Origin of the sequence: Saliniradius amylolyticus (genome assembly GCF_003143555.1) — a bacterium.
GTDB lineage: Bacteria > Pseudomonadota > Gammaproteobacteria > Enterobacterales > Alteromonadaceae > Saliniradius > Saliniradius amylolyticus.
In genome coordinates this window covers 368,949-393,876 of sequence record NZ_CP029347.1, presented here as the reverse complement: position 1 = coordinate 393,876, position 24,928 = coordinate 368,949, and the positions used below count along the sequence as shown (strand labels likewise).

General features: G+C 51.4%; 36 protein-coding genes. 8 read left to right on the top strand and 28 right to left on the bottom strand.

Translation table 11 applies throughout. The features are described 5' to 3' along the window. Positions 1 to 10: 10 nt before the first annotated feature. The 16 genes from rpsK to rnr form a co-directional block, all read right to left on the bottom strand. Positions 11 to 403: a 30S ribosomal protein S11 gene (gene rpsK, locus HMF8227_RS02020; RefSeq protein WP_109338594.1), complete on the bottom strand. Its 393-nt coding sequence runs from the start codon at positions 401 to 403 to the stop codon at positions 11 to 13. A 12-nt stretch (positions 404 to 415) separates the two neighbouring features. Further along, complete coding sequence (rpsM, locus tag HMF8227_RS02015; RefSeq protein WP_109338593.1) at positions 416 to 772, bottom strand: 30S ribosomal protein S13; 357 nt, start codon at positions 770 to 772, stop codon at positions 416 to 418. Between the two features lie 105 nt (positions 773 to 877). Further along, positions 878 to 991 (bottom strand): 50S ribosomal protein L36, encoded by a 114-nt coding sequence (gene rpmJ, locus HMF8227_RS02010; protein WP_109338592.1) that lies wholly within the window; start codon positions 989 to 991, stop codon positions 878 to 880. Positions 992 to 1,015: 24 nt separating this feature from the next. Further along, positions 1,016 to 2,335 (bottom strand): preprotein translocase subunit SecY, encoded by a 1,320-nt coding sequence (secY, locus tag HMF8227_RS02005; protein WP_109338591.1) that lies wholly within the window; start codon positions 2,333 to 2,335, stop codon positions 1,016 to 1,018. A gap of 5 nt (positions 2,336 to 2,340) precedes the next feature. Next, positions 2,341 to 2,775 carry a 50S ribosomal protein L15 gene (gene rplO, locus HMF8227_RS02000; protein ID WP_109338590.1) on the bottom strand — a complete coding sequence of 145 codons (435 nt, stop codon included), beginning with the start codon at positions 2,773 to 2,775 and terminating at the stop codon, positions 2,341 to 2,343. Positions 2,776 to 2,777: 2 nt separating this feature from the next. After that, complete coding sequence (rpmD, locus tag HMF8227_RS01995; protein WP_109340981.1) at positions 2,778 to 2,960, bottom strand: 50S ribosomal protein L30; 183 nt, start codon at positions 2,958 to 2,960, stop codon at positions 2,778 to 2,780. Between the two features lie 6 nt (positions 2,961 to 2,966). Further along, the gene (gene rpsE, locus HMF8227_RS01990; protein ID WP_109338589.1) at positions 2,967 to 3,467 is read right to left on the bottom strand and encodes a 30S ribosomal protein S5; all 501 of its coding nucleotides are present in this window, start codon (positions 3,465 to 3,467) and stop codon (positions 2,967 to 2,969) included. A 9-nt stretch (positions 3,468 to 3,476) separates the two neighbouring features. Then, a complete protein-coding gene (gene rplR / locus HMF8227_RS01985) occupies positions 3,477 to 3,830 on the bottom strand; it encodes a 50S ribosomal protein L18 (protein WP_109340980.1) in 354 nt (117 codons plus the stop codon). A 12-nt stretch (positions 3,831 to 3,842) separates the two neighbouring features. After that, on the bottom strand, positions 3,843 to 4,376 hold the full coding sequence (gene rplF, locus HMF8227_RS01980; RefSeq protein ID WP_109338588.1) for a 50S ribosomal protein L6: 534 nt from the start codon (positions 4,374 to 4,376) through the stop codon (positions 3,843 to 3,845). A 13-nt stretch (positions 4,377 to 4,389) separates the two neighbouring features. Continuing rightward, entirely contained in the window at positions 4,390 to 4,782 is a 393-nt protein-coding gene (rpsH, locus tag HMF8227_RS01975; protein WP_109338587.1) for a 30S ribosomal protein S8, read from the bottom strand. 12 nt (positions 4,783 to 4,794) lie between these two features. Beyond that, positions 4,795 to 5,100, bottom strand: coding sequence for a 30S ribosomal protein S14 (rpsN, locus tag HMF8227_RS01970; RefSeq protein WP_109338586.1), 306 nt, complete (start codon positions 5,098 to 5,100; stop codon positions 4,795 to 4,797). 11 nt (positions 5,101 to 5,111) lie between these two features. Then, complete coding sequence (rplE, locus tag HMF8227_RS01965; protein WP_109338585.1) at positions 5,112 to 5,651, bottom strand: 50S ribosomal protein L5; 540 nt, start codon at positions 5,649 to 5,651, stop codon at positions 5,112 to 5,114. 15 nt (positions 5,652 to 5,666) lie between these two features. Next, the gene (gene rplX, locus HMF8227_RS01960) at positions 5,667 to 5,981 is read right to left on the bottom strand and encodes a 50S ribosomal protein L24 (protein WP_109338584.1); all 315 of its coding nucleotides are present in this window, start codon (positions 5,979 to 5,981) and stop codon (positions 5,667 to 5,669) included. A gap of 12 nt (positions 5,982 to 5,993) precedes the next feature. Continuing rightward, positions 5,994 to 6,362, bottom strand: coding sequence for a 50S ribosomal protein L14 (gene rplN, locus HMF8227_RS01955; protein WP_109338583.1), 369 nt, complete (start codon positions 6,360 to 6,362; stop codon positions 5,994 to 5,996). A gap of 271 nt (positions 6,363 to 6,633) precedes the next feature. Further along, entirely contained in the window at positions 6,634 to 7,377 is a 744-nt protein-coding gene (gene rlmB, locus HMF8227_RS01950; protein WP_109338582.1) for a 23S rRNA (guanosine(2251)-2'-O)-methyltransferase RlmB, read from the bottom strand. Next, complete coding sequence (rnr, locus tag HMF8227_RS01945; protein WP_109338581.1) at positions 7,377 to 9,662, bottom strand: ribonuclease R; 2,286 nt, start codon at positions 9,660 to 9,662, stop codon at positions 7,377 to 7,379. The genes rlmB and rnr overlap by 1 nt, the downstream gene beginning before the upstream one ends. A gap of 366 nt (positions 9,663 to 10,028) precedes the next feature. On the opposite strand from rnr, the gene HMF8227_RS01940 reads away from it, so the two are divergent. Continuing rightward, positions 10,029 to 10,376, top strand: coding sequence for a DUF3718 domain-containing protein (locus tag HMF8227_RS01940; RefSeq protein WP_109338580.1), 348 nt, complete (start codon positions 10,029 to 10,031; stop codon positions 10,374 to 10,376). 50 nt (positions 10,377 to 10,426) lie between these two features. On the opposite strand, the gene HMF8227_RS01935 is transcribed toward HMF8227_RS01940, so the two are convergent. Together HMF8227_RS01935 and HMF8227_RS01930 are read right to left on the bottom strand one after the other, a co-directional pair. After that, positions 10,427 to 11,047, bottom strand: coding sequence for a tetratricopeptide repeat protein (locus HMF8227_RS01935; RefSeq protein ID WP_109338579.1), 621 nt, complete (start codon positions 11,045 to 11,047; stop codon positions 10,427 to 10,429). A gap of 57 nt (positions 11,048 to 11,104) precedes the next feature. Next, complete coding sequence (locus tag HMF8227_RS01930) at positions 11,105 to 12,238, bottom strand: MalY/PatB family protein (RefSeq protein ID WP_109338578.1); 1,134 nt, start codon at positions 12,236 to 12,238, stop codon at positions 11,105 to 11,107. 171 nt (positions 12,239 to 12,409) lie between these two features. Here HMF8227_RS01930 and HMF8227_RS01925 point away from each other — a divergent pair, with 171 nt between their 5' ends. Continuing rightward, on the top strand, positions 12,410 to 12,625 hold the full coding sequence (locus HMF8227_RS01925; protein ID WP_109338577.1) for a YgaP family membrane protein: 216 nt from the start codon (positions 12,410 to 12,412) through the stop codon (positions 12,623 to 12,625). A gap of 136 nt (positions 12,626 to 12,761) precedes the next feature. Here the strand turns inward: HMF8227_RS01925 and HMF8227_RS01920 are convergent, their stop codons facing one another. Further along, positions 12,762 to 12,953 (bottom strand): hypothetical protein, encoded by a 192-nt coding sequence (locus HMF8227_RS01920; RefSeq protein ID WP_109338576.1) that lies wholly within the window; start codon positions 12,951 to 12,953, stop codon positions 12,762 to 12,764. Positions 12,954 to 13,159: 206 nt separating this feature from the next. On the opposite strand from HMF8227_RS01920, the gene HMF8227_RS01915 reads away from it, so the two are divergent. The 3 genes from HMF8227_RS01915 (at position 13,160) to HMF8227_RS01905 (ending at position 15,712) form a co-directional block, all read left to right on the top strand. Then, positions 13,160 to 13,966, top strand: coding sequence for a hypothetical protein (locus HMF8227_RS01915; RefSeq protein ID WP_109338575.1), 807 nt, complete (start codon positions 13,160 to 13,162; stop codon positions 13,964 to 13,966). A gap of 157 nt (positions 13,967 to 14,123) precedes the next feature. Next, positions 14,124 to 14,900, top strand: a complete 777-nt coding sequence (locus tag HMF8227_RS01910) for a DUF2884 family protein (RefSeq protein ID WP_109338574.1) — start codon at positions 14,124 to 14,126, stop codon at positions 14,898 to 14,900. A 5-nt stretch (positions 14,901 to 14,905) separates the two neighbouring features. Beyond that, positions 14,906 to 15,712, top strand: a complete 807-nt coding sequence (locus HMF8227_RS01905; protein WP_109338573.1) for an SDR family oxidoreductase — start codon at positions 14,906 to 14,908, stop codon at positions 15,710 to 15,712. Here HMF8227_RS01905 and HMF8227_RS01900 read toward each other — a convergent pair. From HMF8227_RS01900 to HMF8227_RS01885, 4 genes are all read right to left on the bottom strand, one after another. After that, on the bottom strand, positions 15,709 to 17,130 hold the full coding sequence (locus HMF8227_RS01900) for a sodium-dependent transporter (protein ID WP_109338572.1): 1,422 nt from the start codon (positions 17,128 to 17,130) through the stop codon (positions 15,709 to 15,711). The genes HMF8227_RS01905 and HMF8227_RS01900 overlap by 4 nt on opposite strands. Before the next feature lie 328 nt (positions 17,131 to 17,458). Beyond that, the gene (locus tag HMF8227_RS01895) at positions 17,459 to 17,656 is read right to left on the bottom strand and encodes a tautomerase family protein (RefSeq protein ID WP_109338571.1); all 198 of its coding nucleotides are present in this window, start codon (positions 17,654 to 17,656) and stop codon (positions 17,459 to 17,461) included. A 44-nt stretch (positions 17,657 to 17,700) separates the two neighbouring features. Next, positions 17,701 to 18,057 (bottom strand): nuclear transport factor 2 family protein, encoded by a 357-nt coding sequence (locus HMF8227_RS01890; protein WP_109338570.1) that lies wholly within the window; start codon positions 18,055 to 18,057, stop codon positions 17,701 to 17,703. Continuing rightward, complete coding sequence (locus HMF8227_RS01885) at positions 18,058 to 18,774, bottom strand: glutathione S-transferase family protein (RefSeq protein WP_239421174.1); 717 nt, start codon at positions 18,772 to 18,774, stop codon at positions 18,058 to 18,060. It lies immediately after the preceding gene. A 21-nt stretch (positions 18,775 to 18,795) separates the two neighbouring features. On the opposite strand from HMF8227_RS01885, the gene HMF8227_RS01880 reads away from it, so the two are divergent. Then, on the top strand, positions 18,796 to 19,677 hold the full coding sequence (locus HMF8227_RS01880) for a LysR family transcriptional regulator (protein ID WP_109338568.1): 882 nt from the start codon (positions 18,796 to 18,798) through the stop codon (positions 19,675 to 19,677). 39 nt (positions 19,678 to 19,716) lie between these two features. Here HMF8227_RS01880 and HMF8227_RS01875 read toward each other — a convergent pair whose 3' ends face one another. Both HMF8227_RS01875 and HMF8227_RS01870 read right to left on the bottom strand, forming a co-directional pair. Beyond that, positions 19,717 to 20,436 (bottom strand): SDR family NAD(P)-dependent oxidoreductase, encoded by a 720-nt coding sequence (locus tag HMF8227_RS01875; RefSeq protein WP_109338567.1) that lies wholly within the window; start codon positions 20,434 to 20,436, stop codon positions 19,717 to 19,719. Further along, a complete protein-coding gene (locus HMF8227_RS01870; RefSeq protein WP_109338566.1) occupies positions 20,433 to 20,819 on the bottom strand; it encodes a thiol-disulfide oxidoreductase DCC family protein in 387 nt (128 codons plus the stop codon). The genes HMF8227_RS01875 and HMF8227_RS01870 overlap by 4 nt, the downstream gene beginning before the upstream one ends. Before the next feature lie 117 nt (positions 20,820 to 20,936). Here HMF8227_RS01870 and msrA point away from each other — a divergent pair, with 117 nt between their 5' ends. Next, positions 20,937 to 21,479, top strand: coding sequence for a peptide-methionine (S)-S-oxide reductase MsrA (msrA, locus tag HMF8227_RS01865; RefSeq protein WP_109338565.1), 543 nt, complete (start codon positions 20,937 to 20,939; stop codon positions 21,477 to 21,479). An 86-nt stretch (positions 21,480 to 21,565) separates the two neighbouring features. Here msrA and trxA read toward each other — a convergent pair whose 3' ends face one another. Then, on the bottom strand, positions 21,566 to 22,411 hold the full coding sequence (gene trxA, locus HMF8227_RS01860) for a thioredoxin (RefSeq protein ID WP_109338564.1): 846 nt from the start codon (positions 22,409 to 22,411) through the stop codon (positions 21,566 to 21,568). A 167-nt stretch (positions 22,412 to 22,578) separates the two neighbouring features. Here trxA and HMF8227_RS01855 point away from each other — a divergent pair, with 167 nt between their 5' ends. Beyond that, positions 22,579 to 23,229 (top strand): hypothetical protein, encoded by a 651-nt coding sequence (locus HMF8227_RS01855; RefSeq protein ID WP_109338563.1) that lies wholly within the window; start codon positions 22,579 to 22,581, stop codon positions 23,227 to 23,229. Here HMF8227_RS01855 and HMF8227_RS01850 read toward each other — a convergent pair. Both HMF8227_RS01850 and purE read right to left on the bottom strand, forming a co-directional pair. Next, positions 23,226 to 24,362: a 5-(carboxyamino)imidazole ribonucleotide synthase gene (locus HMF8227_RS01850; RefSeq protein ID WP_109338562.1), complete on the bottom strand. Its 1,137-nt coding sequence runs from the start codon at positions 24,360 to 24,362 to the stop codon at positions 23,226 to 23,228. The genes HMF8227_RS01855 and HMF8227_RS01850 overlap by 4 nt on opposite strands. After that, positions 24,359 to 24,850 (bottom strand): 5-(carboxyamino)imidazole ribonucleotide mutase, encoded by a 492-nt coding sequence (gene purE / locus HMF8227_RS01845; protein ID WP_109338561.1) that lies wholly within the window; start codon positions 24,848 to 24,850, stop codon positions 24,359 to 24,361. The genes HMF8227_RS01850 and purE overlap by 4 nt, the downstream gene beginning before the upstream one ends. Positions 24,851 to 24,928: the final 78 nt, after the last annotated feature.

The window sequence follows — 24,928 nt, the reverse complement described above, 5'->3', positions numbered from 1 at the left end:
TGAACGGCGCTTATACGCGACGTTTCTTGGGTGGACGACAACCGTTGTGAGGAATAGGGGTCACATCGGTAATATTAGTGATACGGTAACCTGTTGCATTCAGGGCACGGATCGCAGATTCACGACCTGGACCGGGACCTTTAACGAACACTTCCAGATTCTTCAGACCGTATTCCTGAGCCGCTGTACCAGCGCGCTCGGCTGCTACCTGAGCAGCGAAAGGGGTCGACTTACGAGAACCACGGAAGCCGGAGCCACCCGCAGTTGCCCATGCCAAAGCGTTACCCTGACGATCTGAAATGGTCACAATTGTATTGTTGAAAGACGCATGGATATGAGCCATACCGTCTGCAACCTGGCGTTTTACGCGTTTACGTGTACTGCGTGTTGGTGCTTTTGCCATAATAACCCCCGCTTACTTCTTAATCGGTTTACGAGGACCCTTACGGGTACGCGCATTTGTTTTCGTGCGCTGACCACGAACAGGTACACTGCGACGGTGGCGAATACCACGGTTACAGCCTAGGTCCATCAGACGTTTAATACTCATTGATACTTCGCGGCGTAGATCACCTTCAACGGTGAATTTACCTACTTGCTCACGCAGCTTATCAACTTGGTTCTCATCAAGATCTTTAATCTTGGTTGTCTCTGCAACACCAGCAGCGGCACAAATGCTCTTTGCACGCGTTGAGCCGATACCGAAAATGCTCGTCAGAGCAATGACGGCGTGCTTGTGTTCAGGGATGTTAATGCCAGCGATACGGGCCACTAACAGCACTCCTCTAAGTTAGAATTGTCGTCGACCTAAAAAGCCCGTTAGGATACTTAGGCGACGTCAAAATTGCAAATTTAGCTCAAAAACTGAGCCGCTTTCTTAACCCTGCCGTTGCTTATGCTTAGCTTCGGTACAGATCACACGCACAACACCGTTGCGCTTGATGATCTTACAGTTACGGCAGATCTTCTTTACAGATGCACGAACTTTCATTTCGTCACTCCGTTTCTGACCAACTTACCGGCCGTAGCCTTTCAGGTTGGCTTTTTTGAGAACAGAATCATATTGATGGGACATCAAATGAGTCTGCACCTGTGCCATAAAGTCCATGATAACCACTACGATAATCAGCAGTGATGTGCCGCCAAAGTAGAACTGAACGTTCCAGGCGATCATCATGAATTCGGGCACCAAACAAATAAAGGTAATGTAAAGCGCACCAGCCAGTGTCAGACGAGTCATCACTTTATCGATGTATCGCGACGTTTGCTCACCGGGACGAATACCGGGAACAAAAGCACCAGACTTCTTCAGGTTATCTGCCGTCTCGCGAGGGTTAAACACCAACGCGGTGTAGAAGAAACAGAAGAAGATAATGGTTGCTGCGTACAACATCACATAGAGTGGCTGGCCAGGGGACAACATCAGTGACACATCCTGCAACCAGGACATGGACTCATTTTGGCCGAACCAGCTTGCCAGTGTTCCGGGAAACAGAATGATGCTGGATGCGAAGATCGGTGGAATAACACCTGCCATATTAACCTTAAGCGGTAGATGGGTGCTTTGCGCGGCAAACACCTTACGGCCCTGCTGACGCTTAGCATAGTTGACCACGATTCGACGTTGGCCACGTTCCACAAATACCACAAAGTAGGTCACGGCGATGACAATGACACCGATCAACAACAAGAACAGCAGATTCAGGTCGCCCTGTCTGGCTTGTTCGAATGTCTGACCTAATGCCGTCGGCAGACCGGCGACAATACCCGCAAAAATCAGGATCGAGATACCGTTACCGATACCTCGTTCCGTAATCTGCTCACCTAACCACATCAAAAACATGGTGCCGGTGACCAGACTCACCACGGCCGTAAAGTAAAAGCCGAAACCAGGATTGATCACCAAACCTTGCATCAGATTAGGCAGATTGGTGGCAATACCAATCGATTGGAAGGTCGCCAATACCAGTGTCCCGTAACGGGTGTACTCACTGATTTTACGACGTCCTGCCTCGCCCTCTTTCTTCAGCTCCGCCATGGCCGGATGAACTACGGTCATCAACTGCATGATAATGGAGGCTGTGATGTAAGGCATGATACCTAAGGCAAGCACCGACGCCCGCTCAAGCGCACCACCGGAGAACATGTTAAACATTTCTACGATGGTGCCTTTTTGCTGTTCGAACAACTCGGCCAGCACGGCAGGGTCAATACCTGGAATAGGTACGAAAGAGCCGAGCCTGAATACGATAATCGCACCCAAGACAAACAGCAGTCTTGACTTCAGCTCAGACAGACCGCCTTTTGCGCCTGATTCCAGTCCTGGTTTAGCCATTTAGCTTATTCCTCTACTTTACCGCCAGCGGCTTCGATTGCTTCACGAGCGCCTTTGGTTACCTTTAAGCCACTTACGGTCACTGCACGAGCCGCTTCACCGCTTTTGATCACTTTCACGAACTCGACGTGCTTACGCACGATGCCAGCCGCTTTCAACGTTTCCAGTGATGCAACATCACCGTCCACTTTAGTGATCTCAGTCAGGGTTACCTGATCGGTAACGAAAGACTTACGCGAGGTGAAGCCGAACTTAGGCAGACGACGCTGGATAGGCATTTGGCCACCCTCGAAACCAGGCTTCACAGTGCCGCCAGAACGAGATTTTTGACCTTTGTGGCCACGGCCACCGGTTTTGCCTAAGCCAGAGCCGATACCACGACCGACACGCTTAGCTGTATTTTTGGCTCCTGGTGCAGGAGCAATAGTATTCAAACGCATGATTACTCCTCCACGATCTCAACCATGTAGTTTACTTTATTGATCATGCCGCGAACTGCTGGAGTATCTTCCAATTCACGAACATGACCAATGCGACGCAAGCCCAAGCCAGTCAAAGTGGCTTTGTGCTTGGGCAAACGAGCGATAGCGCTCTTGGTTTGCTTTACTTTGATCGTTTTAGCCATGTTCAATTACCCCAAAATCTCTTCGACGGACAGACCACGCTTCGCGGCAACATCCTGAGGCGCCTTCATATCCTGAAGAGCCTTGATAGTCGCACGAACCACGTTCATCGGGTTGGTGGAGCCGTAACATTTTGACAGTACGTCATGCACGCCAGCCACTTCCAGTACCGCACGCATCGCACCACCGGCGATGATACCCGTACCTTCAGAAGCAGGTTGCATATAAACTTTGGAACCAGAATGACGCCCTTTTACGGCGTGCTGCAGCGTGGTGCCTTTCAGGGTTACAGAAACCTGATTACGACGTGCACGCTCCATTGCTTTCTGGATAGCGGCAGGAACTTCCCGCGCTTTACCATAGCCAAAGCCAACGCGACCATTGCCATCACCCACTACAGTCAGTGCGGTGAAGCTAAAGATGCGACCACCTTTAACGACTTTTGATACACGATTTACGGCAATCAGCTTTTCTAACAGTTCACCGTTTTGAACTTCTACTTTAGCCATAACTCACTCCTAGAACTGAAGACCTGCTTCGCGAGCAGCATCAGCCAATGCCTTCACTCGACCGTGATATTTGAAACCGCTACGGTCAAAAGACACGTCTTTAATGCCTTTCTCGATAGCGCGCTCAGCAATCGCTTTACCTACAGCAGTTGCTGCTTCGACGTTACCCGTCGTTTTCAGCGATTTACGCAGGTCGGCTTCCACCGTTGAAGCAGCCGCCAGCACTTCTGAACCCGTAGGGGCGATCAGCTGTGCATAAATATGGCGGGGTGTACGGTGAACGACCAGACGATGCGCTGCCAATTCTCTGATTTTCATGCGACCGCGGGTAGCGCGGCGCAAACGAGATGCTTTCTTATCCATCGTATCACCCACCTACTTTTTCTTAGCTTCTTTACGACGCACAACTTCATCGGCGTAACGCACACCTTTACCTTTGTAAGGCTCTGGTGGACGGAAACCACGAATGTTAGCTGCGACCTGACCTACCAAATGCTTAGAAGCGCCTTTTACAACCACTTCAGTTTGGCTAGGAGTTTCAACGGTAATACCTTCAGGCATTTCGTAAACTACCGGGTGAGAGAAGCCCAGCGTCAGGTTCAGCTTTTTACCTTGCGCTTGCGCACGGTAACCAACACCATTCAGCTCCAGCTTTTTCTCGAATCCGTTAGCCACGCCGTGAACCATGTTGTTCACAATGGCGCGAGCCGTACCCGCCTGGGCCCAAGACTCAGGGCTTTCTTTGCGAGGTGAGGCTTTGAATTCACCTTCTTCCTGAACCAGTTCAACTTGATCGTTGAAAGTCTCGCTCAGCGTACCGTTCTTACCTTTAACTGTGACTTCTTGTCCCGCGATAGTGATTTCTACACCGTCCAGGATCTTCACAGGGGCTTTTGCGACACGTGACATCTTAATACCTCCGTTACGCTACATAGCCGATGATCTCACCGCCCATGCCGGCTTTACGCGCAGCGCGGTCAGTCATCACACCCTTGGATGTAGAAACAATCGCGACACCCAAACCGCCCAATACTTTTGGCAGCTCATCTTTTTTCTTATAGATGCGCAGACCAGGACGGCTCACACGTTCAATTGTTTCGATTACTTTTTTGCCCTCGAAGTACTTCAACGTCACTTCCAGAGTTGGCTTAACGTCGCCGGACACCTGGTAATCAGCGATGTAACCTTCATCTTTCAGCACTTTGGCTACTGCGGTACGCAGCTTAGAAGAAGGCATCGACACTGACACCATGCTGGCCAGCTGACCGTTACGGATGCGGGTAAACATATCCGCGATAGGATCTTGCATGCTCATATCTGCTACTCCTTACCAGCTGGCTTTTTTCAGGCCAGGGACTTCACCACGCATGGCTGCTTCACGCAGCTTGATCCGGCTCAGGCCGAACTTGCGCAGGTAACCATGGGGACGACCAGTTACACGACAACGGTTACGCTGGCGTGAACGAGACGAGTCACGGGGTAACTTTTGCAGTTGCATTACAGCATCCCAGCGCTCTTCGTCAGAAGAGTTTACACTGCTGATAATCGCTTTCAGATTGGCACGTTTCTCAGCGTACTTAGCGACCAGTTTGGCGCGTTTCGCTTCGCGTGCTTTCATTGATTGTTTTGCCATAACCCTACACCTTATTTTCTGAACGGGAAGTTAAAAGCAGCCAGCAGAGCGCGACCTTCCTCATTCGTCTCAGCGCTGGTAGTGATAGTAATATCCATACCACGCACTGCGTCGACTTTATCGAAGTCGATTTCAGGGAAGATAATTTGCTCACGAACACCCATGCTATAGTTTCCACGGCCGTCGAAAGATTTCGCACTGAGACCACGGAAGTCACGGATACGCGGGATAGCGATTGAAATCAAACGCTCCAGGAACTCCCACATACGCTCGCCACGTAGGGTTACTTTACAGCCAATCGGATAGCCTTCACGGATTTTAAAACCCGCTACAGACTTACGTGCAACGGTAACTACCGGCTTTTGACCAGCAATTGCCTGCATATCAGCAGTGGCGTTTTCCAACACCTTTTTATCCGCTACAGCCTCACCCAGACCCATGTTCAGGGTGATTTTCTCAATCCGAGGGACTTGCATGACGCTTTTGTAACCGAACTGCTTCGCAAGTTCTGCCACTACTGTTTCTTTATAGAAATCATGCAGTTTCGCCATCGTTCTCTCCAATTATTAAACTAAGTCACCGCTCGACTTTAAGAAGCGAACCTTCTTACCGTCTTCAACGCGGAAACCAACGCGATCCGCTTTACCCGTTTGAGGGTTAACGATCGCAACATTAGATACGTGAATGGATGCTTCTTTCTCGATGATGCCACCCGCTTCCCCCATGTGAGGGTTCGGCTTCTGGTGTTTTTTCACCACATTCACACCTTCGACGATCAGACGGTCAGTTTCAGTCAGCACCTTCAGGACTTTGCCTGTTTTGCCTTTGTCTTTACCGGCCAATACGATAACTTCATCATCACGACGAATTTTTCTAGCCATTATCGTGACTCCTTATAGTACCTCAGGGGCCAGTGAGATGATCTTCATGAATTTATCTCCACGAAGCTCACGGGTTACCGGTCCAAAGATACGCGTACCAATAGGTTGATTGTTGTTGTTCAACAATACTGCTGCGTTGTTATCAAAACGGATCAAAGAACCGTCAGGACGACGAACGCCTTTCCTAGTACGCACCACCACTGCATTCAGTACGTCACCTTTTTTAACCTTACCGCGAGGAATTGCTTCCTTAACGGTAATTTTGATGATGTCACCGATATGTGCATAACGGCGATGCGAGCCACCTAGAACCTTAATACACTGAACCCTGCGAGCGCCCGAGTTATCGGCCACATCCAGGTTAGTTTGCATTTGGATCATCTTAGTGCTCCGCTGTTGTTTCGGCCTGAAATCAGACCTTTAGCTGCTTTAATAGTCTTACCCCTATAAAAAGGGCGCGAAATCATAACAGAAAATAACCCGCAGGCATAGAAAAGAAGTAAAAAAAGATTCGTGGTCACCAGAAAGGTGCCAAAGAGGAAAAAATGAGGCCGCTTTTCGATAGCGATACCTTGGCACTATAACGCCAGAGGCGAATTTGAGCAACTCAAATTACGCCCCGGCGTGATGATTTTTTATTCAGCAAAAGCGCTTAGGCACCAACTGTCCGTTGCCGTACCACCTCGAACAGGCACACGCCGGTTGCCACCGACACATTCAGGCTGGATACGGAGCCTGCCATAGGTAGCTTAATCAGCTCATCGCAGTGTTCGCGAGTTAAGCGACGCATGCCTTTTCCTTCTGCCCCCATCACCAGCGCCATTGGACCGGTTAATTTGGCCTGATAAATATCTTGCTCTGCCTCGCCGGCAGTACCTACTACCCAGACGCCGGCTTGCTGAATGTCTTTCAGCGTGCGCGCCAGATTGGTCACCTGCACCAAAGGCACCACTTCGGCGGCACCACAAGCCACTTTGCGCACCGTGGCAGTCAGCTTGGCAGATTTGTCTTTCGGCACCACCACGGCATGAACCCCGGCCGCATCTGCGGTGCGCAAACAGGCTCCGAGGTTGTGAGGATCCGTTACTCCATCCAGTACCAGCAGAAACGGCTGGTCAGCATCCTGAATAATCTGCTGCAAGTCATGCTCATCGTACTGACGACCCGGTTTGGCCCTGGCGACCACGCCTTGATGCTGCTCGCCACCGACCTTATCGTCCAGTACCCGTCGCTGACAGAACTGACAGGCAATGCCAAAGCGCCGGGCCTGATTGACAATGTTGGTTAAGCGTTTGTCATCGCGGCCTTTTAATACAAAAAGCTCGATGAGTCGCTCCGGCTCGCGCTCCAGTACCGACTCCAACGCATGAATACCGTATAGCCATTCCTGCGCCATTACTTCTTGGCCCTCTTCTCCGCGTCCTTCTTACGGTTTCGGGCACGTTTGGCTTTTTTATCGGAGATCTTACCGATTTTAACCTTCTTGCCGCCTTTACCGCGTCCTACTGGCGCATCCAGCACAAAGTCAATCTTCTTATCGTCCAGATTCACTCCGGCAACCTTAACCCGAATCGAATCCCCCAGACGATACTTGATCCCAGAAGCCTCACCCACCAAATATTGCTTCACTTCATCATAGTGGTAATAGTCATTATCCAAGGCGGTGATATGCACCAGCCCATCAATATGAAAATCGCTCAGGCGCACGAAGAAACCAAAATTGGTCACCGAGGCAATCACGCCATCGAAGCTGTCTCCGACATGGTCTTGCATAAACTCACACTTCAACCAATCGGCTACATCCCGGGTTGCATCATCGGCTCGCCGCTCTGTCATCGAACACTGCTCGCCCAGTTGCAGGGTTTCTTCCACCGAGTAAGCCTTACCGCCGGTATGACTCTTACGCTTGGCTTTCTTGTCGTTAATGGCCTTAATCGCCCTGTGTACCACCAAATCCGGGTAACGACGTATCGGCGAGGTGAAGTGCGCATAGGCATCCAGCGCCAGACCAAAGTGACCGATGTTCTCTCGATCATAGACCGCCTGTTTCATAGAGCGCAGCAACATGGTCTGAATCAACTCTTGATCCGGACGGTGAGCAATCTTATCCACGATGGTGCTGAAATCCGACGGTGATGGATCATCGGTAATACCGTGAGGGATTCCCACCTCGGCAAGATAGCTAAGGAAAGCCACCAGACGTTCACTGTCGGGCTTGTCATGCACCCGGTAAAGGCCTTCGGCCTCGTGTTTTTCGAGATATTTAGCAGCACACACATTGGCCAGGATCATGCATTCTTCGATCATCTTATGGGCGTCGTTGCGCTCCACCGGTACGATATGATCGATCTTGCGTTCGGCGTTAAAGATAAACTTGTTTTCCTGAGTCTCAAATTCGATGGCACCACGACGCAGGCGTGCCTTGCGCAATGTGCGATACAGACCGTGTAAATCTTTTAAATGAGGGACCAAATGTTCATAGCGCTGATGCAATTCAGGATCGCCCTGAATAATGTCCCACACCTTAGTGTAAGTCAGTCGGGCCTTAGAGTTCATCACCGCTTCATAGAAGGTAAAGTCTTCCAGTTTACCCTGCTTGCTTATCTGCATCTCGCAGACCATACACAACCGATCAACCTGAGGGTTTAGCGAGCAAAGCCCGTTGGACAATACCTCGGGTAACATAGGGACAACCTGCTCGGGGAAATACACCGAGTTACCACGGTTGATGGCCTCACTGTCGAGCGGAGATTCGGGGTGCACATAATAGCTGACATCGGCAATCGCCACCCATAAGTGCCAGCCGCCCTCATCACGCGGCTCACAGAATACCGCATCGTCAAAGTCACGAGCGTCTTCGCCGTCGATGGTCACCAACGGCATTTCTCGCAGGTCCACCCTGTTTTTCTTCGCCTCTTCGGGCACCTGTTCAGTCAGGTCCTTTATGGCTTTATTGACTGAACCTGGCCATTGGTGAGGAATATCGAAGTTACGCAGTGCCGTTTGGATCTCCATGCCGGGAGCCATATGCTCGCCCAGCACTTCGGTAATTTTGCCCTGGGCGCTCATGCGCCGCAGTGGCCGCTTAGTGATCTCCACCACCACAATATTGCCCTGGCGCGCGCCTTGGATGTGCTCTGGCGGGATAATCACTTCCTGACAAATGCGGCTATCGTCTGGCACCACCAGGCCCACGCCGTTTTCGAAGAAGTACCGCCCCACCACAGGGTCCGGGCGGGTCTCGACCACCTGAACTATCTGAGCTTCGGTTTTACTACTTTTCTTGCGACTGGTGACTTCTTGCGCCAACACCTTATCGCCGTGCAATAAGCTGCGCATCTGAGGAGCAGGAATGAACATATCCGGCTTGCCGTCATCCCGTTTCAAGAAACCAAAACCATCACGATGGCCGATCACTCGTCCGGCGATCAGGTCCATGCGGTCCACTAAGGCGTATTTTTTATTACGATTGAAGAGTACCTGCCCTTCCCGCTCCATTGCGCGAAGGCGGCGCTGGATGCCGATCTTACTGTCTTCGTCGTCGGCTCCAGTTAGTTCACACAACTCCAACATGGACAGCGGTTTTCCCGCATCCTTAAGCAGTTGTAATAAGTATTCCCGGCTGGCCACCGGGTTGTCGTATTTTTGTTGTTCCCGTTTACGATAGGGATCGTTATGCATAGATGGCATATTTCCTTTAAATAGTAGCTGGCAGTATAACGGACTCGGCCCAATGACCACTAATCATTTGTCCAGATTCCTCTAGGTAAACATGCTTTCGTTGTAAGTTCAAAAAGTAATAACGCCCTCTGAAGTGCACATATAGAGCCACTAAATCATTGTTTTAAAATCACTTTCTATCTTATCGGCCAGTTACCTCTGGGTGCGATGAATGACGTTTTAACGCCAAGATGTAAATAAGCATTTCTCAACAGCTCATCAGAAACACTTACTGACATTTAGCGCCCAACTTCCTCCCATTAATGAGTTACTTAATAAGAACCGGCCAACGTTCGCCGGTACTAACCAACACAGAGGAAACCACTTATGAAAAACGTTTTAATGCTGACCGCTGGCTTGGCGCTTGCTAGCTCCGCTTTTATTACCCAGGCATCGGAGTCGGACAACGACTACATTTCCCCTTCGCTGGAGGCCAAACTGGTCAAAATCTGCGAAGCCGTGATGTCTGATAAACGCCTGAGATTGCACCTGAGCTTAAAAGCAAACCGACTGAGCGTCAGGGACATAAATCGAGGGCTAAAATGTAATGGTGAATCTCCCTATAACTTCGCGATGACCCATGAGGCCTACACCAACGCAGATTTTCTGAACCGAGGCCGGGTAGAGATCCGGGACATTGCCTATCAGCCCGTTTCTGTCACTGTGGCCGATTAGTCTGCACAAAGACCACAACGAAAGCGTCGGCCAAGGGCCGACGTTTTTATTTAACCGTCCAGTGATCGCTTCGCCTTTCTTACCGCTTTGGGGTGCATTAGCTTTTCTAAGCCGTCCAGACACTCGGCAATTTTCTCATGCTGTTGTTTATCCGCTGTGATGGCGTTATAGAGCCAATGGTAGGCATCTTCAAAATCGTAGGGGCTGCCATAGCCTTCGATAAATAACTCGGCCAGTTGGATCTGCGCCTCTAAGTGGCCCAACGAGGCAGCCTCGCGAAGGTAGATCACCGCTCGCTCTTTGTCCTGCTGAACCAGCTTACCTTGGGCATGATAGCGGCCGAGCTGCTCAAGACCGGCGGGCAACCCCTGCTGCGCGGCCTGTTCCATGTAGTGGATGCCGGACTCTGGATCGCGCTCCACACAGACACCCCAAGCCAGCATATCTCCCCATAAAAACTGATACGCTGGTACCTTCAGGGTTATGGCGCGCGCCTCAATATCCTGCACCAACTGACAATCATCCATCACTACCCGGTCCAGGTGCTCGTTGTCGTTGATCAACCTGATTAATTCATCCTGACTATAGATTTGCACCGCCTTCAGGTCTTCCTGGGCCTGAACCGAGGACGTCATAAGGAGACCGAGAAAGAGTTTTAACCACCAACGCATTGCGCACTCCAATTGAAAGCTTGACTATATATCGGCGAACGGGCTCATAGCTGAAGTCTAGCTTTTAATACGTCGTATCGCTTCTTCTAAATGACTGAGCGGACAGCCAAAGTTAATACGCACAAAGTCCTTATCACCGAAGTCGGCACCGGGCGAGGGGCCCACACCTTTATCTTCAAACCAGCCTTGAGGGTTTTCCACTCCCAGACCCGAGGCATCTATCCAGGCCAGGAATGTGGCCTGTGGGGCCAGCAGCTTCAAACCATCGATCTGATTGATTTGTTTCATCAGGTAGTCACGGTTGCGGCGTAAATAGGTCAGTTCATCCTGGTACCAGTGATCGCATCGCGTAAAGGCCGCTTCCGTGGCAATTAATCCCATCACATTGGCCCAGGGAACTATGCCTTGAGCGGCACGGTTAAAGGCGGCACGCAGTTTAGCATCGGGAATAATGGCAAATGAGGTACCAAGGCCGGCAATATTAAAGGTCTTGCTGGCCGCCATAAGCGTTACCGAACGCTCTGACAGGGCATCCAGCTTACCGGCCGGAATATGTGTTGCCTGCTCGTCCAAAACCAGATCGCAGTGCACTTCATCGGAGCAAAGCACCACATTGTTGCGTTCACAAATACTGGCGACTTGCTTGAGCTCGGACTCGGTCAGCACCGTTCCTACCGGGTTCATTGGGTTACACAGGATCAGCAGTTTGGCCTTGGGATCGGCGGCTTCCTTTTCCAGCTGCTCTAGATCGATCATCCACCGACCATCTTGCTCGACCGTGTTCACTTCCACCCGCTGCATTTGGTTAAACCCTGGCGCCGCCAACAAGGGCGGATAGTTAGGAGTCTGAACCAGAACCTTATCACCCGGCTCAGCATAGGCCTGACAAGCGACATTAAAAGCCGGGCACACACCAGGGTTCCAGACAATCCAATCCGGCTCAACCTGCCAGCCATGCTGTTTCTTCAGCCAACGTATAACGGCCTCTTTGCCGGGCTCATATTGGTTCGGCAAGGTATAACCGAGAAGACCATGGTCGACTCGCTCCCTCAGAGCCTGAAGTATCGGCTCCGCGCAACGAAACTCGGTATCCGCCACCCACATAGGCAACACATCCTGACCGCGATATTTTTCCCATTTAAAAGAATAATGGCGCGTGCGGTCGATTTCCTGGTCAAAGTGTTCTGTCATGGCGTACCTTTTTCGATTCAATGCCGATTAAAGGCCACACTATAGAGCGCTTTTCAGCCCGCGCACAACCTTGATCTGGAACAACTTATGACACAGCCGAATTTGACCAGCATCAAAGTCATTTTCCTGTTGTGAGTCAAACTATCACTATCCCAAAAAAGGAGAGTGACGATGAAAGAACGAGATAATGTTGGTGTATTAGACAGCGCTATTCGCTCCATGGTGGCTTGCGTCCTGTTAGCACTGGCCGTTGAGCAAATTTTTCCGACCGCGGTAAATCTGATTTTCGTCGCCGTTGGTGCCGCACTTTGGGTCAGTGTGTCGGTGGGTGTTTGCCCGCTGTACAAACTACTCGGGGTGGATACTTACCATAAGGTGGCGCATTAATTCTCTACCCCCTTAACAACAAAAAAAGCCGCAAAGCTCAGACTGGCCGTCAAGCCGCCCATAACAACCAGGGGCGTTCTTACATTACAGCGTCTGATACTGCGGCTTTTGTATTGCTCTATTGTAATTCAGTCAATTACAGTGCGTAGAGAAACAGCACGCAAAGCACCAGCCCGGTGACACCGAAAAAACCATATTCGACTTTGTTCTTCATCGCCGCCTGTCCCGACTCAGAGGGGCCTACACCCGCCATGATGATACTGGCCAAACCCAATGCAAACGCAACCAGCGCCACACCAAAGACGATAGCGTCAATCCAATTGCCCATAATTCACCTTAACCCACGTTCAACAAATCCAGAGCCGTATTATGCCCTAAACAAAATTAAAATCAGAGTGCGGTAGATCAAAAACCCAGCCTATTTACGGTGCATAACGCCACTGAAACTCAATTATGAAATTACTCCTCCGTAGGGCTCAAATTTGTTGTCATTTTGTGGCACTCTAGGATGAGTTAACCAACCACTTTAAGCTTATGAGCCAACAAGACGACAAGAAAGAACCTCAAATACGCTTAGACCAGGATGATCTGGACGTATTTCGCCGCCGTCCCAGCGGCTCACCACCGCCATCGGGCAATCTCGACAGCGATCAACCGTCCCCTTCCGGTGGCAGCTCAAAAGTTGCTATCATCAGCTTAATTTTGGTGCTCATCAGTCTCGGCTTTTCTGGCTGGCTGTATTCGATTAACCAGCAACAGCAACAGGCCTTGACGCAGACCCAGCAGCGACTGGACGAGTTACAGCAGCAGATCTCCGCCACCGACGAAGAGTTTGGTCAATCCGCCTATGCCATCCGTGATGAGCTTAAGCAGGTAAAAGACAAAACCGACACCTTATGGACAGAGATGGACAAACTCTGGGCCTCAGCATGGCGGCGCAACCAGTCGGAGATCAAAGAGCTTAATAGCAAGCTGATGCAGAGCTTGGCTAAGCTGGAAAAAGCCGACGATGGCATGCAGGCTAGCCTCAGCCAGTTAGACAAAGGCCAAAAACAGGTACAGCAACAGCTTAATCAACTTGCTTCACTGAAAACCAGCGTCAACGACAATGGTATATTGCTGGCTGCACTGCAGGACAGAGTCGGTGCTCAGCAAAACACGCTTAAACAGTTACAGTCCCGTTTCGAGCAGATGCAACAGGCCGGCTCCAACCAGGCACAGGAAATCACCGAACTACGTCAGCAACTGGCCGAGGCCAGTGCTCAAAACGCCCGCTTACGTCAACGCATTACCGATATGCAGAAAGCTCAGCAACCGGTCACTGTTGGCGAAAACTCCTGATTATCCGTACCAATAGTTGGTGAAATAAACCAACTATTGGTATTCCCCTTTCTGGTCAAGCACAAGAAGCTTTATTAACCTATTGTTTAATAAAGAAAATCAACCTTGGCCTGAAGCTTGCTCATTATGGGCAACATAATGACAAAAGGAAATTACTATGCGTTTAATGGCACTGACTTTCATCGCCCTAATGAGCAGCTCGGCATTGGCCCACGACTCGGACTGTGATCTTACCCTGAACGGGGATGTCACTCTTAAGCAAGGCACCCTGACCGCTTCCCTCAACAACAATCAAAGTTTGAAATTAGATGGACAACAAGCCTGGCTGGATGGCCAAGCCCTTGATCTTAATGATGACCAACAAGCCTTATTAAATCAGTATCACAGTGAGTCTCTGACGTTGGCCCCCAAGGTCGCGGACATCGCTTTGGACGCTCTCGATTTAGCGAATGACGGCGTTACCCTGGCGTTTGGCGAGTTGTTCGGTCCCGATGACGATCTGGTCATGGATCTGACCCAACAAATCGGTCAGCTACGCTCCGACGTTCACCAACAGTTTTATGCTGAAGATGGCAGTATCCGTTTTGAGTCAAAGAACTTCGATGAAAAATATCTAAACCGGGAATTCGAACAAAAGCTGGAAAACACTATTGAAGATGCGGTGTCACGCTCGGTTGGCAAGATGATGATGAAGATCGGCCAGCAGATGATCAGCGGTGAAAGTTCGCCTGAAGAGTTCGAGCATCAAATGGAAAACTTCGGTGAGCGCCTCGAAGTGCAAATGGAGCAAAAAGCCGGCTTGGTAGAACAACGAGCCAGTCAGCTGTGCAGTGACTTTCGGGCTCTGGATGATCTGGAACGCCGAATTCAAAATCAGATCCCTGAGCTAAACGGACTGGATCTCATTGAACTTCGCGGTAAACGTCTTAAGTAAGCAACATGAAAAATACTTACGCACTCATCGGCTGTGGCTGGCTGGGCCTGCCACTGGCCGAATCCTGGCTTCGGCAAGGCCACCATGTAATAGGGACAACCCGCAGTCAGGACAAGGCAGACCAACTGGCGACCCTGGGTATTCAGCCTCAGTTATTTGCCCTAGGCGAGCGCCTGCCACCTGTCGTCGCCAAAGCCGATGCAGTGGTGCTCAATATCCCACCGGGTCGCAAAAACCTTAAACCCGAGTCCTTTCGGCAAAACATAGAAGCGCTGCTTGCTCAGGTAAGCTCACAAACCAAGCTGCTGTTTATCAGCACCAGTTCGGTGTTTGGTCAGCATCAGAGCGAGGTAGACGAAGCCAGCGCCACCGAGCCGGATACCCCATCCGGTGAGTTGCATTGTCAGCTGGAAGCTCACCTACACTCTCATTTTGGCACAAGGGCCAGCGTGTTGAGGCTGGCGGGCCTTATCGGTGGTGACAGGCACCCCGTTAAAATGCTGGCAGGCCGCAAGCTCGATAACGGTCAACGCCCGGTAAACCTGATTCACCGCGACGATGTAATTAACGCCATAAACGCTATCGTTCGTCTTAATCATTGGGGGTACACATTGCATCTGGCGGCCAACGACCACCCTAGCCGCGACACATTTTATACCTGGGCGGCCAAACAGGCAGGGCTGGCTCTCCCCTCTTTTACCAGAGATGAGGGACCGGCTAAAATCATCCATAGTCAGCAAACACAAAAAAGGCTGGGGTTGACCCTTGCCTACCCCAGCCCTTTCGATATGCCGGTTCCGGTGTCTGATTAGCCGATTAACGCGACACCGAAGTACTTAATTGCCACCGTATTAATGAACACCGCAGCCAGGATAACCGGAATAAACGTGCCCAGAGAGAAGTCCACATAACGCTCCAGCCAGGTGCCTTTGTAACCCGGATCGCCCTCATGCAACTCCTGGTTAAAGTTGCGCTTTTTCCAGCGGTAGGTCACTAGCAAGCAGATCAGCAGGCCGTTGAGCGGCAGTATCGTCTCGTAAAACACATCCACAATCACATCGAAAAACGACTTACTCACCCCGGCGTACTCGGTAAATTCGGTAAACCAGGGCAACATGCCAAACGACGTAGCCGACAAAATTGCCAGAATACCGATCAATACTCCTAACGTCAGCAATGCCTTGCGGCGGCTCATGTTGCGCTCATCCATCAGCGCTGCCGTGGGCACTTCGATAATAGACACCAAAGAGGTTATGGCAGCAAAGAGTACCAGCAGGAAGAATACTGCAGCCACCGCGCTGGCACCGGTATATCCGATGGAGCTTTGCAAGGCCACAAAAATCTTGGGCAGGAAGGTAAAGATCATGCCCACTGATGAGTCGCTCAGCTCGCTGACATTCACATCAGGATTAAAAGAGAACACCGCTGGTAACAACATTAAACCAGCCACAAACGCCACGCAGGTATCCGCCAGCGCCACCAGCTTAGCCGAGCCGGGCACCGAGTTACGTTTACTCAGATAAGATCCGTAGGTCAGCAGAATACCCATGCCCAGCGACAGCGAGAAAAACGCCTGCGACAAGGCACCGCTGACCACGGAGGCATTCAGCTTGGAAAAGTCTGGCACCAGATAGTACTCCACTCCAGCCATGGCATTATCCAGAGTCAGTACGAACACCATTAACCCCACCAGCATAAAAAACAGCCCCGGCATAAGGATTTTCGAGGCCCGCTCGATACCGTTTTTAACCCCACCTTGTAGGATCAAAAACACAATGGCCGCTACCGCGATCATGTAGTAGAAAATTTCGTTGCTATTGATAAAGGCGCCGAAGGCACCAGGCTCAGCCAGAGAGGCCAGATCGCCGCTGAGCACATGAACCAGATAACCGAACAGCCACACGGTGATCACGGTATAAAAAACGCCGATCATAAACGGCGTGATAACGGCTAGTGCTCCGGCCAATCGCCAGTGGGTTTCACCTTCGGAGATAGTGTTGTAGGTCCCAAGTGGATCCTTACCAGCCCGACGCCCGGCAGACATCTCCGCCATCATCACTGGCAGGCAGACAAAAAACACAAAGATGGCGTAGGTCAACAAGAAAGCCCCGCCTCCATTTTTGGTGGCAGCCACCGGAAAGCCCACCATGTTGCCGATGCCCACGGCAGAGCCTGCCGCTGCCAGGATAAAACCAAGTCGGGAGCCAAACTGCTCGCGCTGTTCAGTCATGTCACACCTGTTATTGTTATTTTGATCAGAGCGATGTTAACAGGGCGATCACAAAATGTCTTTTACCAACACCGTAAAATCCATGGCATTCAACCTTTACCATTCTCTGGCCTTGCCCTGCCAGTCCAGCCAGGAGCCGGCGCGAGCTTGGCACTTATCCAATGCTCCTGACTAGTGGCTTCGCCGTTATCTTATATTTGAGTGTCCTGGAAACCACCATGGCCAGCGCGCAGTTTAACGTGCCGACCATGTGATCCAGTCAATGGGATGCCACTTTCCAAGACCCAGAAATTGGCTCACGGTCAGTTCGGCTTCCCAATTTGATCGGTTATCGTTTCCGTAGCTCGGTAACAGTTTCCCCCTCCACGCCCCAATTGTCGGTCGACACCTCGTCAATAACCACATGGGTAGTGGCAGGGTTCTTGTTCAACACATCGGCCAGCAGTCGGGTCGTTTCCTGAATCAACCGGCGTTTCTGTTCGGTGGTGACGTTCTCGTCGGTGACTTTAATGTTTACATAAGGCATTCATGAGTCCTCTTTTTTGGTGATTGGTTAGCCTCGGGCTTCAATTAGGTCGTGGCTGGCGCGTACATCTTGTTGACGATCTTCCAGACACCGTCCTCCTCAAGAAAACCCAGGTAGTCGGTAAAGTTGCCATGAGGGAGCGGGCATGCCACTTTCACCATCGCCTGGCTTCCGGCCAGTTCCACCGAGAGGATCTTGTATTCCTCAGGGTGTCCGATGTGCGCCGGTACAGGGCGTGTTGCGACATCGGCCAGCCATTCATCGAGTGTGCGCCTAAGCCCTGGAGCCTTGAGTACACAATCCTGATGAAACAGCGCTGCCAGACGGTCGGCCTTTCCTGTGTGGAGACCAAGGAAATACTCGTTCACCATGACCTCCAGTTGTTGCTGTACGGTATCCATTTATGCCTCGCTCCGTGCGTTGTAGTCCTGCTCACGCTGGATGGCACGTTGTATGCTTTCTCGCTCCAACACGGCATTTATCATTTCCCGGGTGTGTGGGCCCAGCACGATGTCCACGGGGAAGAACTCGCTCCAGCGTGAATACACCGCCAGAAGAATGTCGGCGGGCGATATTTCATGCCCCCCTAAGTAAGGTGTGTGCTCCAATTTCGCTTCTACCACCTGCCACAGTTTGTTGATGGCCACCGCTGCTGCGTCGAAGACCTGTTGCCTCGCCTTCGGTTCTGTCACATTCGCCTGCGCAAAAAACAGCTTCCCGTATGCGGGATGCATCGTAGCATTGGCAAACATCATGTTTTCGATCGCCTGATGTCGGCCCTCGCCTCTGTCTGGAATCAGACGATTCTTATGCTTGTTGAGCAGATACAGGATGATCGCCACGCCTTCGTTTAACACCTTGTCGCCATCCTTCAGAACGGGGACAGTCCCGGCGGGGTTGAGTGTCTCAAAGCGGTCGATTTCCAGCTTATGGACCAGATTAACGTCCTGGCCCAGCTCGTTGATAATGGCCTGCGTAGCCAATGAACAAGCGCCAGGAATGAAATAAAGGGTATACATACTAAAACCTCGTTTAATGGGTGATGCGTGATTGCAGAGAAAGTTTGGCTCTTTCTTTTCGATCAATAAATGACAATAATGCTCATACACTTTCAACATATTGGAAACAATGAGCTCGATATGGACAAATTGCGGGCAATGCGAATGTTCGTTCGCGTGGTGGATGCCGGTAGCTTTACCAGCGTGGCCAACGAAATGAATGTGACAACGTCGCTGATCAGCAAGGAGATCGGACGACTGGAAGAAGAGCTAGGGGTGAGACTGCTGCACCGTTCGACCCGGGGTCAGCAACTGACCTCTATCGGCGAGGGCTACCTGAAGCGGTGCCGCGAGTTGCTGGTTCAGATGGACGACGCAGATGCGTACGTGCAGCACATGCAGGAAAATCCGCGTGGAAAATTACGCATCAGTGTACCCATGGCGTTGGGCATTACCGATCTGTCCCAGCTGTTCTCCGCTTATATGAAGAAGTACCCGGACGTAGAATTGGATATTCAACTTGGGGACGAAAGTCTGGATCTGATCGAGCATGGATTCGATCTGGGGTTTAGAGCGTCCAGCCAGATACTCGATTCCAATTATGTGGGCAAACCGCTGGTTCGTTTTACGTACAAGGTCTGTGCGTCAGCGGATTACCTTGAAAACCACCCTCCCATCCGGTGTACCAGTGACCTAACCGCGCATAACTGCTTTGTTTACAGCTACTTTAAGTCGGGAAATTTCTGGCCACTGCAGCAGGGTGTAAGTGTGAGTGGTTCCCTCAGGGTGAACAGCACATTGTTCATGAAACAGGTAATAGAAGATGGGCTGGGGATCGGCTTTCTCCCCAGTTTTGTGGCCGGAGAGGGCATTGAGCAGGGTAAGTTAGTGGAAGTGTTACCCGAGGTGAGTCGCCCGGACCTGACACTCTATGCACTGTACCCCAACCGCCGTTTCACGCAGCCGAAGTTGCTTAATTGCATTGAATTTCTTCAGTCCTGGTTTCTGTCTCGGAGCTTGTAGTAAACCCGCACTGGCTCCGCTAAGTATACTAGCAAGGCATTACCACTCGATCGGCTTGCCCTGCCAGTCCAGATAAAACGGGCCTTGTTCTGCATCCAGTCCTTTCGCTATCTCCAGTAATTGCCGAGCCGTAAACTCGGGGGTGAAGAGCTTTTCTTGGGGAACACCAGCCTGAAAGGGCTCAGACAAGTTGGTATTCACTGTTCCCGGATGGTAGGCCAGCAGCGCCGTCCCTTTAGCGCGGCGACGGTATTCAATCTGGGCACTTTTTACCAGCATATTCAGGGCGGCTTTGGACGCCCGATAGCCATACCAACCACCCAGCCGATTGTCACCAATACTGCCCACCCGGGCGCTCAGAGCCGCCATCACTGCGCTGTCTTTGAAGGGAAACAGTCCCACTAAGTGACTGACCCACAACATGGGCGTAATAGCATTCACATTAAAATAATGGTTGAGTACCCCAGCCTTGATCTCCTCCAGCTTCTTTTCCGGAAAAACGTACTCGTCATGAAGAACGCCAACACAGCAGACTGCCAGCGTCAGTTCTGCCCCCTGGGATTTCAACTGAGCACAGTAAGCCTTTATCTGCTCTTCATCGCTGGTGTCGAAGATGCTGCTGATCACTCGTTCATCGCTCATCGCTACATCCCGGCGACTGACTGTGAAAATACGCTCGTATGATTCTGCCTTGAGCAGTCTGGCTACCAGTGCCTGCCCAATGCCTCCGCTTGCGCCAATCACTAACGCGGAACTCATTGGCGCACCTTACAACGACGACACCGAGACTGCCCGGTTAAAACAAACGAGATTAAATATCGGTGGCGGGCGAACACCGCATAAGCCCAGTCTGCCACGATACGCACCACTGGCCATCTCAGCGGAGCAATAAGCCAGCCATGCCCGACCGCCTGCCAGGCTCGGTAAGTTACATCGAGTCCCGTCAATATCTCTCCTTGCTCTGTGATGGCATGCAGACGCTCATTGGCAGCCTGATAGTCTATCTGAGGGTAACGCTGCTCAAAGTCGGGCTGCTGAATATCCACAAACCTCAGCTTTTCGTCTGTATCGAGTTGGCTGAGCTTACTCATTTCTTTCTGACACAATGGACAGAGACCATCGTAAAACAAGGTTAACAACATAGATAAACACCTGGTGCATGGGTTATGACATCTACGTCTAATCAAGAAGATCGGATTGCTTGCATCCGAACCGAACAGACACCACATTACAGTCAGAACCCTTTAAAGAGACATACCATGAGTCAACAACCTGAAACCATTACCCTTGGCGGCGGCTGCTTCTGGTGCATTGAGTCGGCGTTCAGTTCAGTTCAGGGAGTGATGAGTGCCTATTGTGGTTATGCCGGTGGCCATGTGGACAACCCAAGCTATGAGCAGGTCTGCGGCAAAGACACCGGTCACGCAGAAGTGGTACAAATCAAGTTCGATCCAGAGCAGATAAAATTCCGCGAGATACTGGAGATCTTTTTTGCGCTGCACGACCCAACCCAGCTTAACCGCCAGGGCAATGATGTTGGCCCCCAGTATCGCAGCGCCATTTTCTATCATACCCAGGCACAAAAGCAGCAGGCCGAAAACTTTATCCGTGAGATGACCGAGCAGGAGATCTGGCCGTCACCTATTGTGACCGAAATCACCGAAGTGAATAATTACTATCAGGCTGAGGACTACCATCAGGATTATTTTGCCAATAATCCACAGAATATGTATTGCAACATGGTGGTCGGTCCCAAACTGGCTAAGTTTAAGCAAACCTTTGCCAGCAAGTTAAAATCATAACGTTATTGCGGCACGCCCCATCCAAACACGACAAAGCCCGTTAACAGAGAGTTTAACGGGCTTGCGCTATCGAGCTGAACGCAGCTTTAATACATCAGACTATACATCTTACGCCGATACTGGCTGGCCAGAGGATCACCATCCGGTAACGCATTGATGGTATCCATCATCAGCTTCCTGGCCTCGCCAAAGTTCATATCCTTTTGCAGTACCTGCAGTAAAAATTCCAGCGCCTCTTCGGCACGATTGGCCTGCTGTAGTTGTACCGCCAACTGCACTTTCACCTCAAGGTCGTCGGGATTTTGCTGCAACTTTTCTTGCAGGGCTTTGATCTCGGGCGTCTCCGAGGCCTGCTCGGCCAGTTCGATGCGCCCCTTCAGACTGTGGTAGGCCGCGTCCTGATCGGCCAGTTTAATGGTCTCTAACAACTGTTTCGCCTGGGGAATATGACCCAGATTGATATAGGCCTCGATCAATACCAGCTTAATATCGGCTCTTTCGGGTGCCAGATCATGGGCTTCCTTAGCCAGCTTAAAGGCCGTCTCGTTGTCCTTCTCCGCCAGTGCTGCCCTGGCCTGCTCCAGTTTCTCTTCTTCAGCCTTGGGCAGGTGCTTATCCAGCACGGCGCGGATTTCACCCTCCGATTGTGCACCGGCGAAGCCGTCGATGGGCTGACCATCTTTAACCAAAATTACTGTTGGCAGGCTGCGCACTCCAAATTGCATAGCGATTTGTTGTTGCTCGTCGGCGTTAACCTTAGCCAATATGACCTTGTCACCATACTCGGTGGCCAGTTTTTCCATCACCGGCATCAGAGTCTTACAGGCCTCACACCAGTCGGCCCAGAAATCCACGATCACCAGCTTGGATTGTGACTGCTCCAGCAAGACCTGCTGGAAGTTTTCAATGGTTAAGTCAACGATATTGTCCATAGTGCGCTCAATATTGGTTTGTGATGCTCAAATACAGCAAATGGGGCCATGGTAAGAAATTACAAGGCAGGGAATCAAAGGAAACTGGCCTGCTCTTTGCTTTCCCTTGCCATGTTGCGGTGACATTCAAATATTTGGCACCGAATAAGCATTACAAGGAGGACGCCATGCATTCCATCAACGGCCAAAGTCACAGCCTGCTGGATTACTTAAATGACCCAGGCAAAGCTAAGCAGCAATTACAAAGCTTGGGAGTCAACCAGCAGCAGAGTCAGGACATCGGCGAGGACCTGACCGCTCTGACCCAATCACTGTCGAGCGATGACCTTGCCAGCCTGGCCGAACAGATCCAAACCGGCGAAACCAGCGTCAGCCTGAACCGCCTACAGAACATGGTGGGCTTTTACTCTCAAAGCATCAATACCGAGCTTGAGCATCAGATTTCCCGTTTTGGGCTGGAGCAACACTCGGTGTTGATTGAGCAACGGCAGGGCCAGTGGCAGGTAACAGCCGATGAAGCAGCGCCGCTTCAGCAGTTGGAGCGTCTGCAGAGTTATCTGAATAAGGATGAACGACTGGCGACCGGAATGCAGCACCTGGCTCAGTTATCGTCGCTCAGTGAGTGGACTCAATTACAACAACAGGCTTCGCAGATGCAACAGGACGGTGCCGACAAGGAGCAACTGGTGGCCATGCTGACCCAAGGCCGGGAAGCCATTATGGGCACCCGGCACTTTATCAACGGTCCGAATAAAGGGGTTGCTCTGGCCAGTTCAGGACTGGCCGAGCAGATGCTGGACGCAATGAAGGAGGATTAGCCGATTAACGCCCGGGCTTCGCTTGCCAGATGGGGAAAGTGAGTCTCTGGCAAATGTTCGGATAAGGCCAGCATACGCTGCCCAAGCTGAACATAGTCCTCGCCACGCACATTAAAATGGCCCATCTTACGCTTAGGTCGAACGTCCTTGCCGTACCAATGCAGATGCACGCCAGGGATGGACAACATATTCTGCTCGAAAGAGGCATAGCCGATAATGTTCACCATTGCGCTGGCACCAAAACTACGGGTATCGCCGATGGGCAGACCGCAGACTGCGCGCACATGGTTTTCAAACTGACAGTTCTCAGCCCCTTGCATAGTCCAATGGCCGGAGTTGTGTACCCGAGGAGCGATCTCATTAACCAATAGCTTATCGCCAATCTGGAAAAACTCTACCGCCAATACCCCCACATAATTGAGCTCTTCGGCCAGCTTGGTAAAGACATGTTGTGCCTGCTCGGTGAGTTCTGCGGTCAGGTTGGGCGCGGGTGCCACCGACACATGCAGTTGGCCATCGTGATGCAGATTTTCCGCTATCGGGTAAAAGGCAAGTTGACCGTCTTTCCCCCGAACGCCCACCAGCGACACCTCACGGTCGAAGTTGAGCATCTTCTCCACTACCAATGGCACCTTGGTCAAATCCAACGAACCCAGTTGTTTTTTTAACTTGGAGAGGTCAGTTCTATCGGTCAGTCGCCACTGTCCATAGCCGTCATACCCATCGCGACTGGCTTTTAAAATCAGCTTATCACCCAAGGCCGCGACTGCTTCATCCAGCTGCTCTGCATCATCGACAATACGATGCTCGCAGTTAGCAATACCGAGCTTCTCCAGCAGCTGTTTTTCGCGGACGCGATCGGCCCCGGCCAAAATAGCCTGACTCCCTGGATAAAACTTGCCAGTCATTTCCATCTGTTGCAGCAGGTCTTCTGGAATATGCTCAAACTCGGCCGAGATGGCACTGGCCTCCTCGGCGGCCTGAGCCAGGGTCTGTCCTGTAGGCGCCTTGGTGACCGGATTAACCACCTGATGATTTTTTACATCCACCGCGCTGACCTCGATGCCCAAGGGGCACCCAGCCAAGTACATCATCCGGGCTAGTTGCCCGGAACCGAGGATCAACACTCTCATTGAGGCAGCTCCAGCTCCTGGTTTTCCAGTACCTTAGAGGTCTGTTCGGCGCGGAAAGTTTTAATTGCCTCGGCGATATCTTCGTCCGAAGTGGCGAGGATCTGTGCCGCCATCAATCCGGCATTGGCCGCACCGGCATCGCCAATTGCCAGCGTGCCTACAGCAACGCCCTTGGGCATCTGTACGATGGAGTAAAGCGAGTCCAGTCCATTCATAGTGCGGGACTTCACAGGCACCCCGAGCACCGGCAAGTGGGTGTGAGCCGCGATCATGCCCGGTAAATGAGCCGCGCCCCCGGCTCCGGCAATAATCACGCTAAAACCATTGTCGTCAGCGCTTTTGGCGAAATCGGCCAGCAAATCCGGTGTGCGATGAGCCGAGACCACCTGAGCCTTATAGGAAACGCCCAGTTCTTCTAACATCTTGGCGGCGTTCTGCATGGTGGGCCAATCTGACTGAGACCCCATAACAATCGCGACTTTTGGCATACTCGCTCCTCGTTCGGCGACCGGATTATTCAACCGGTAAGAAAGTAAAAGCGGGATTGTAGCCTAAAACTCGCCCGG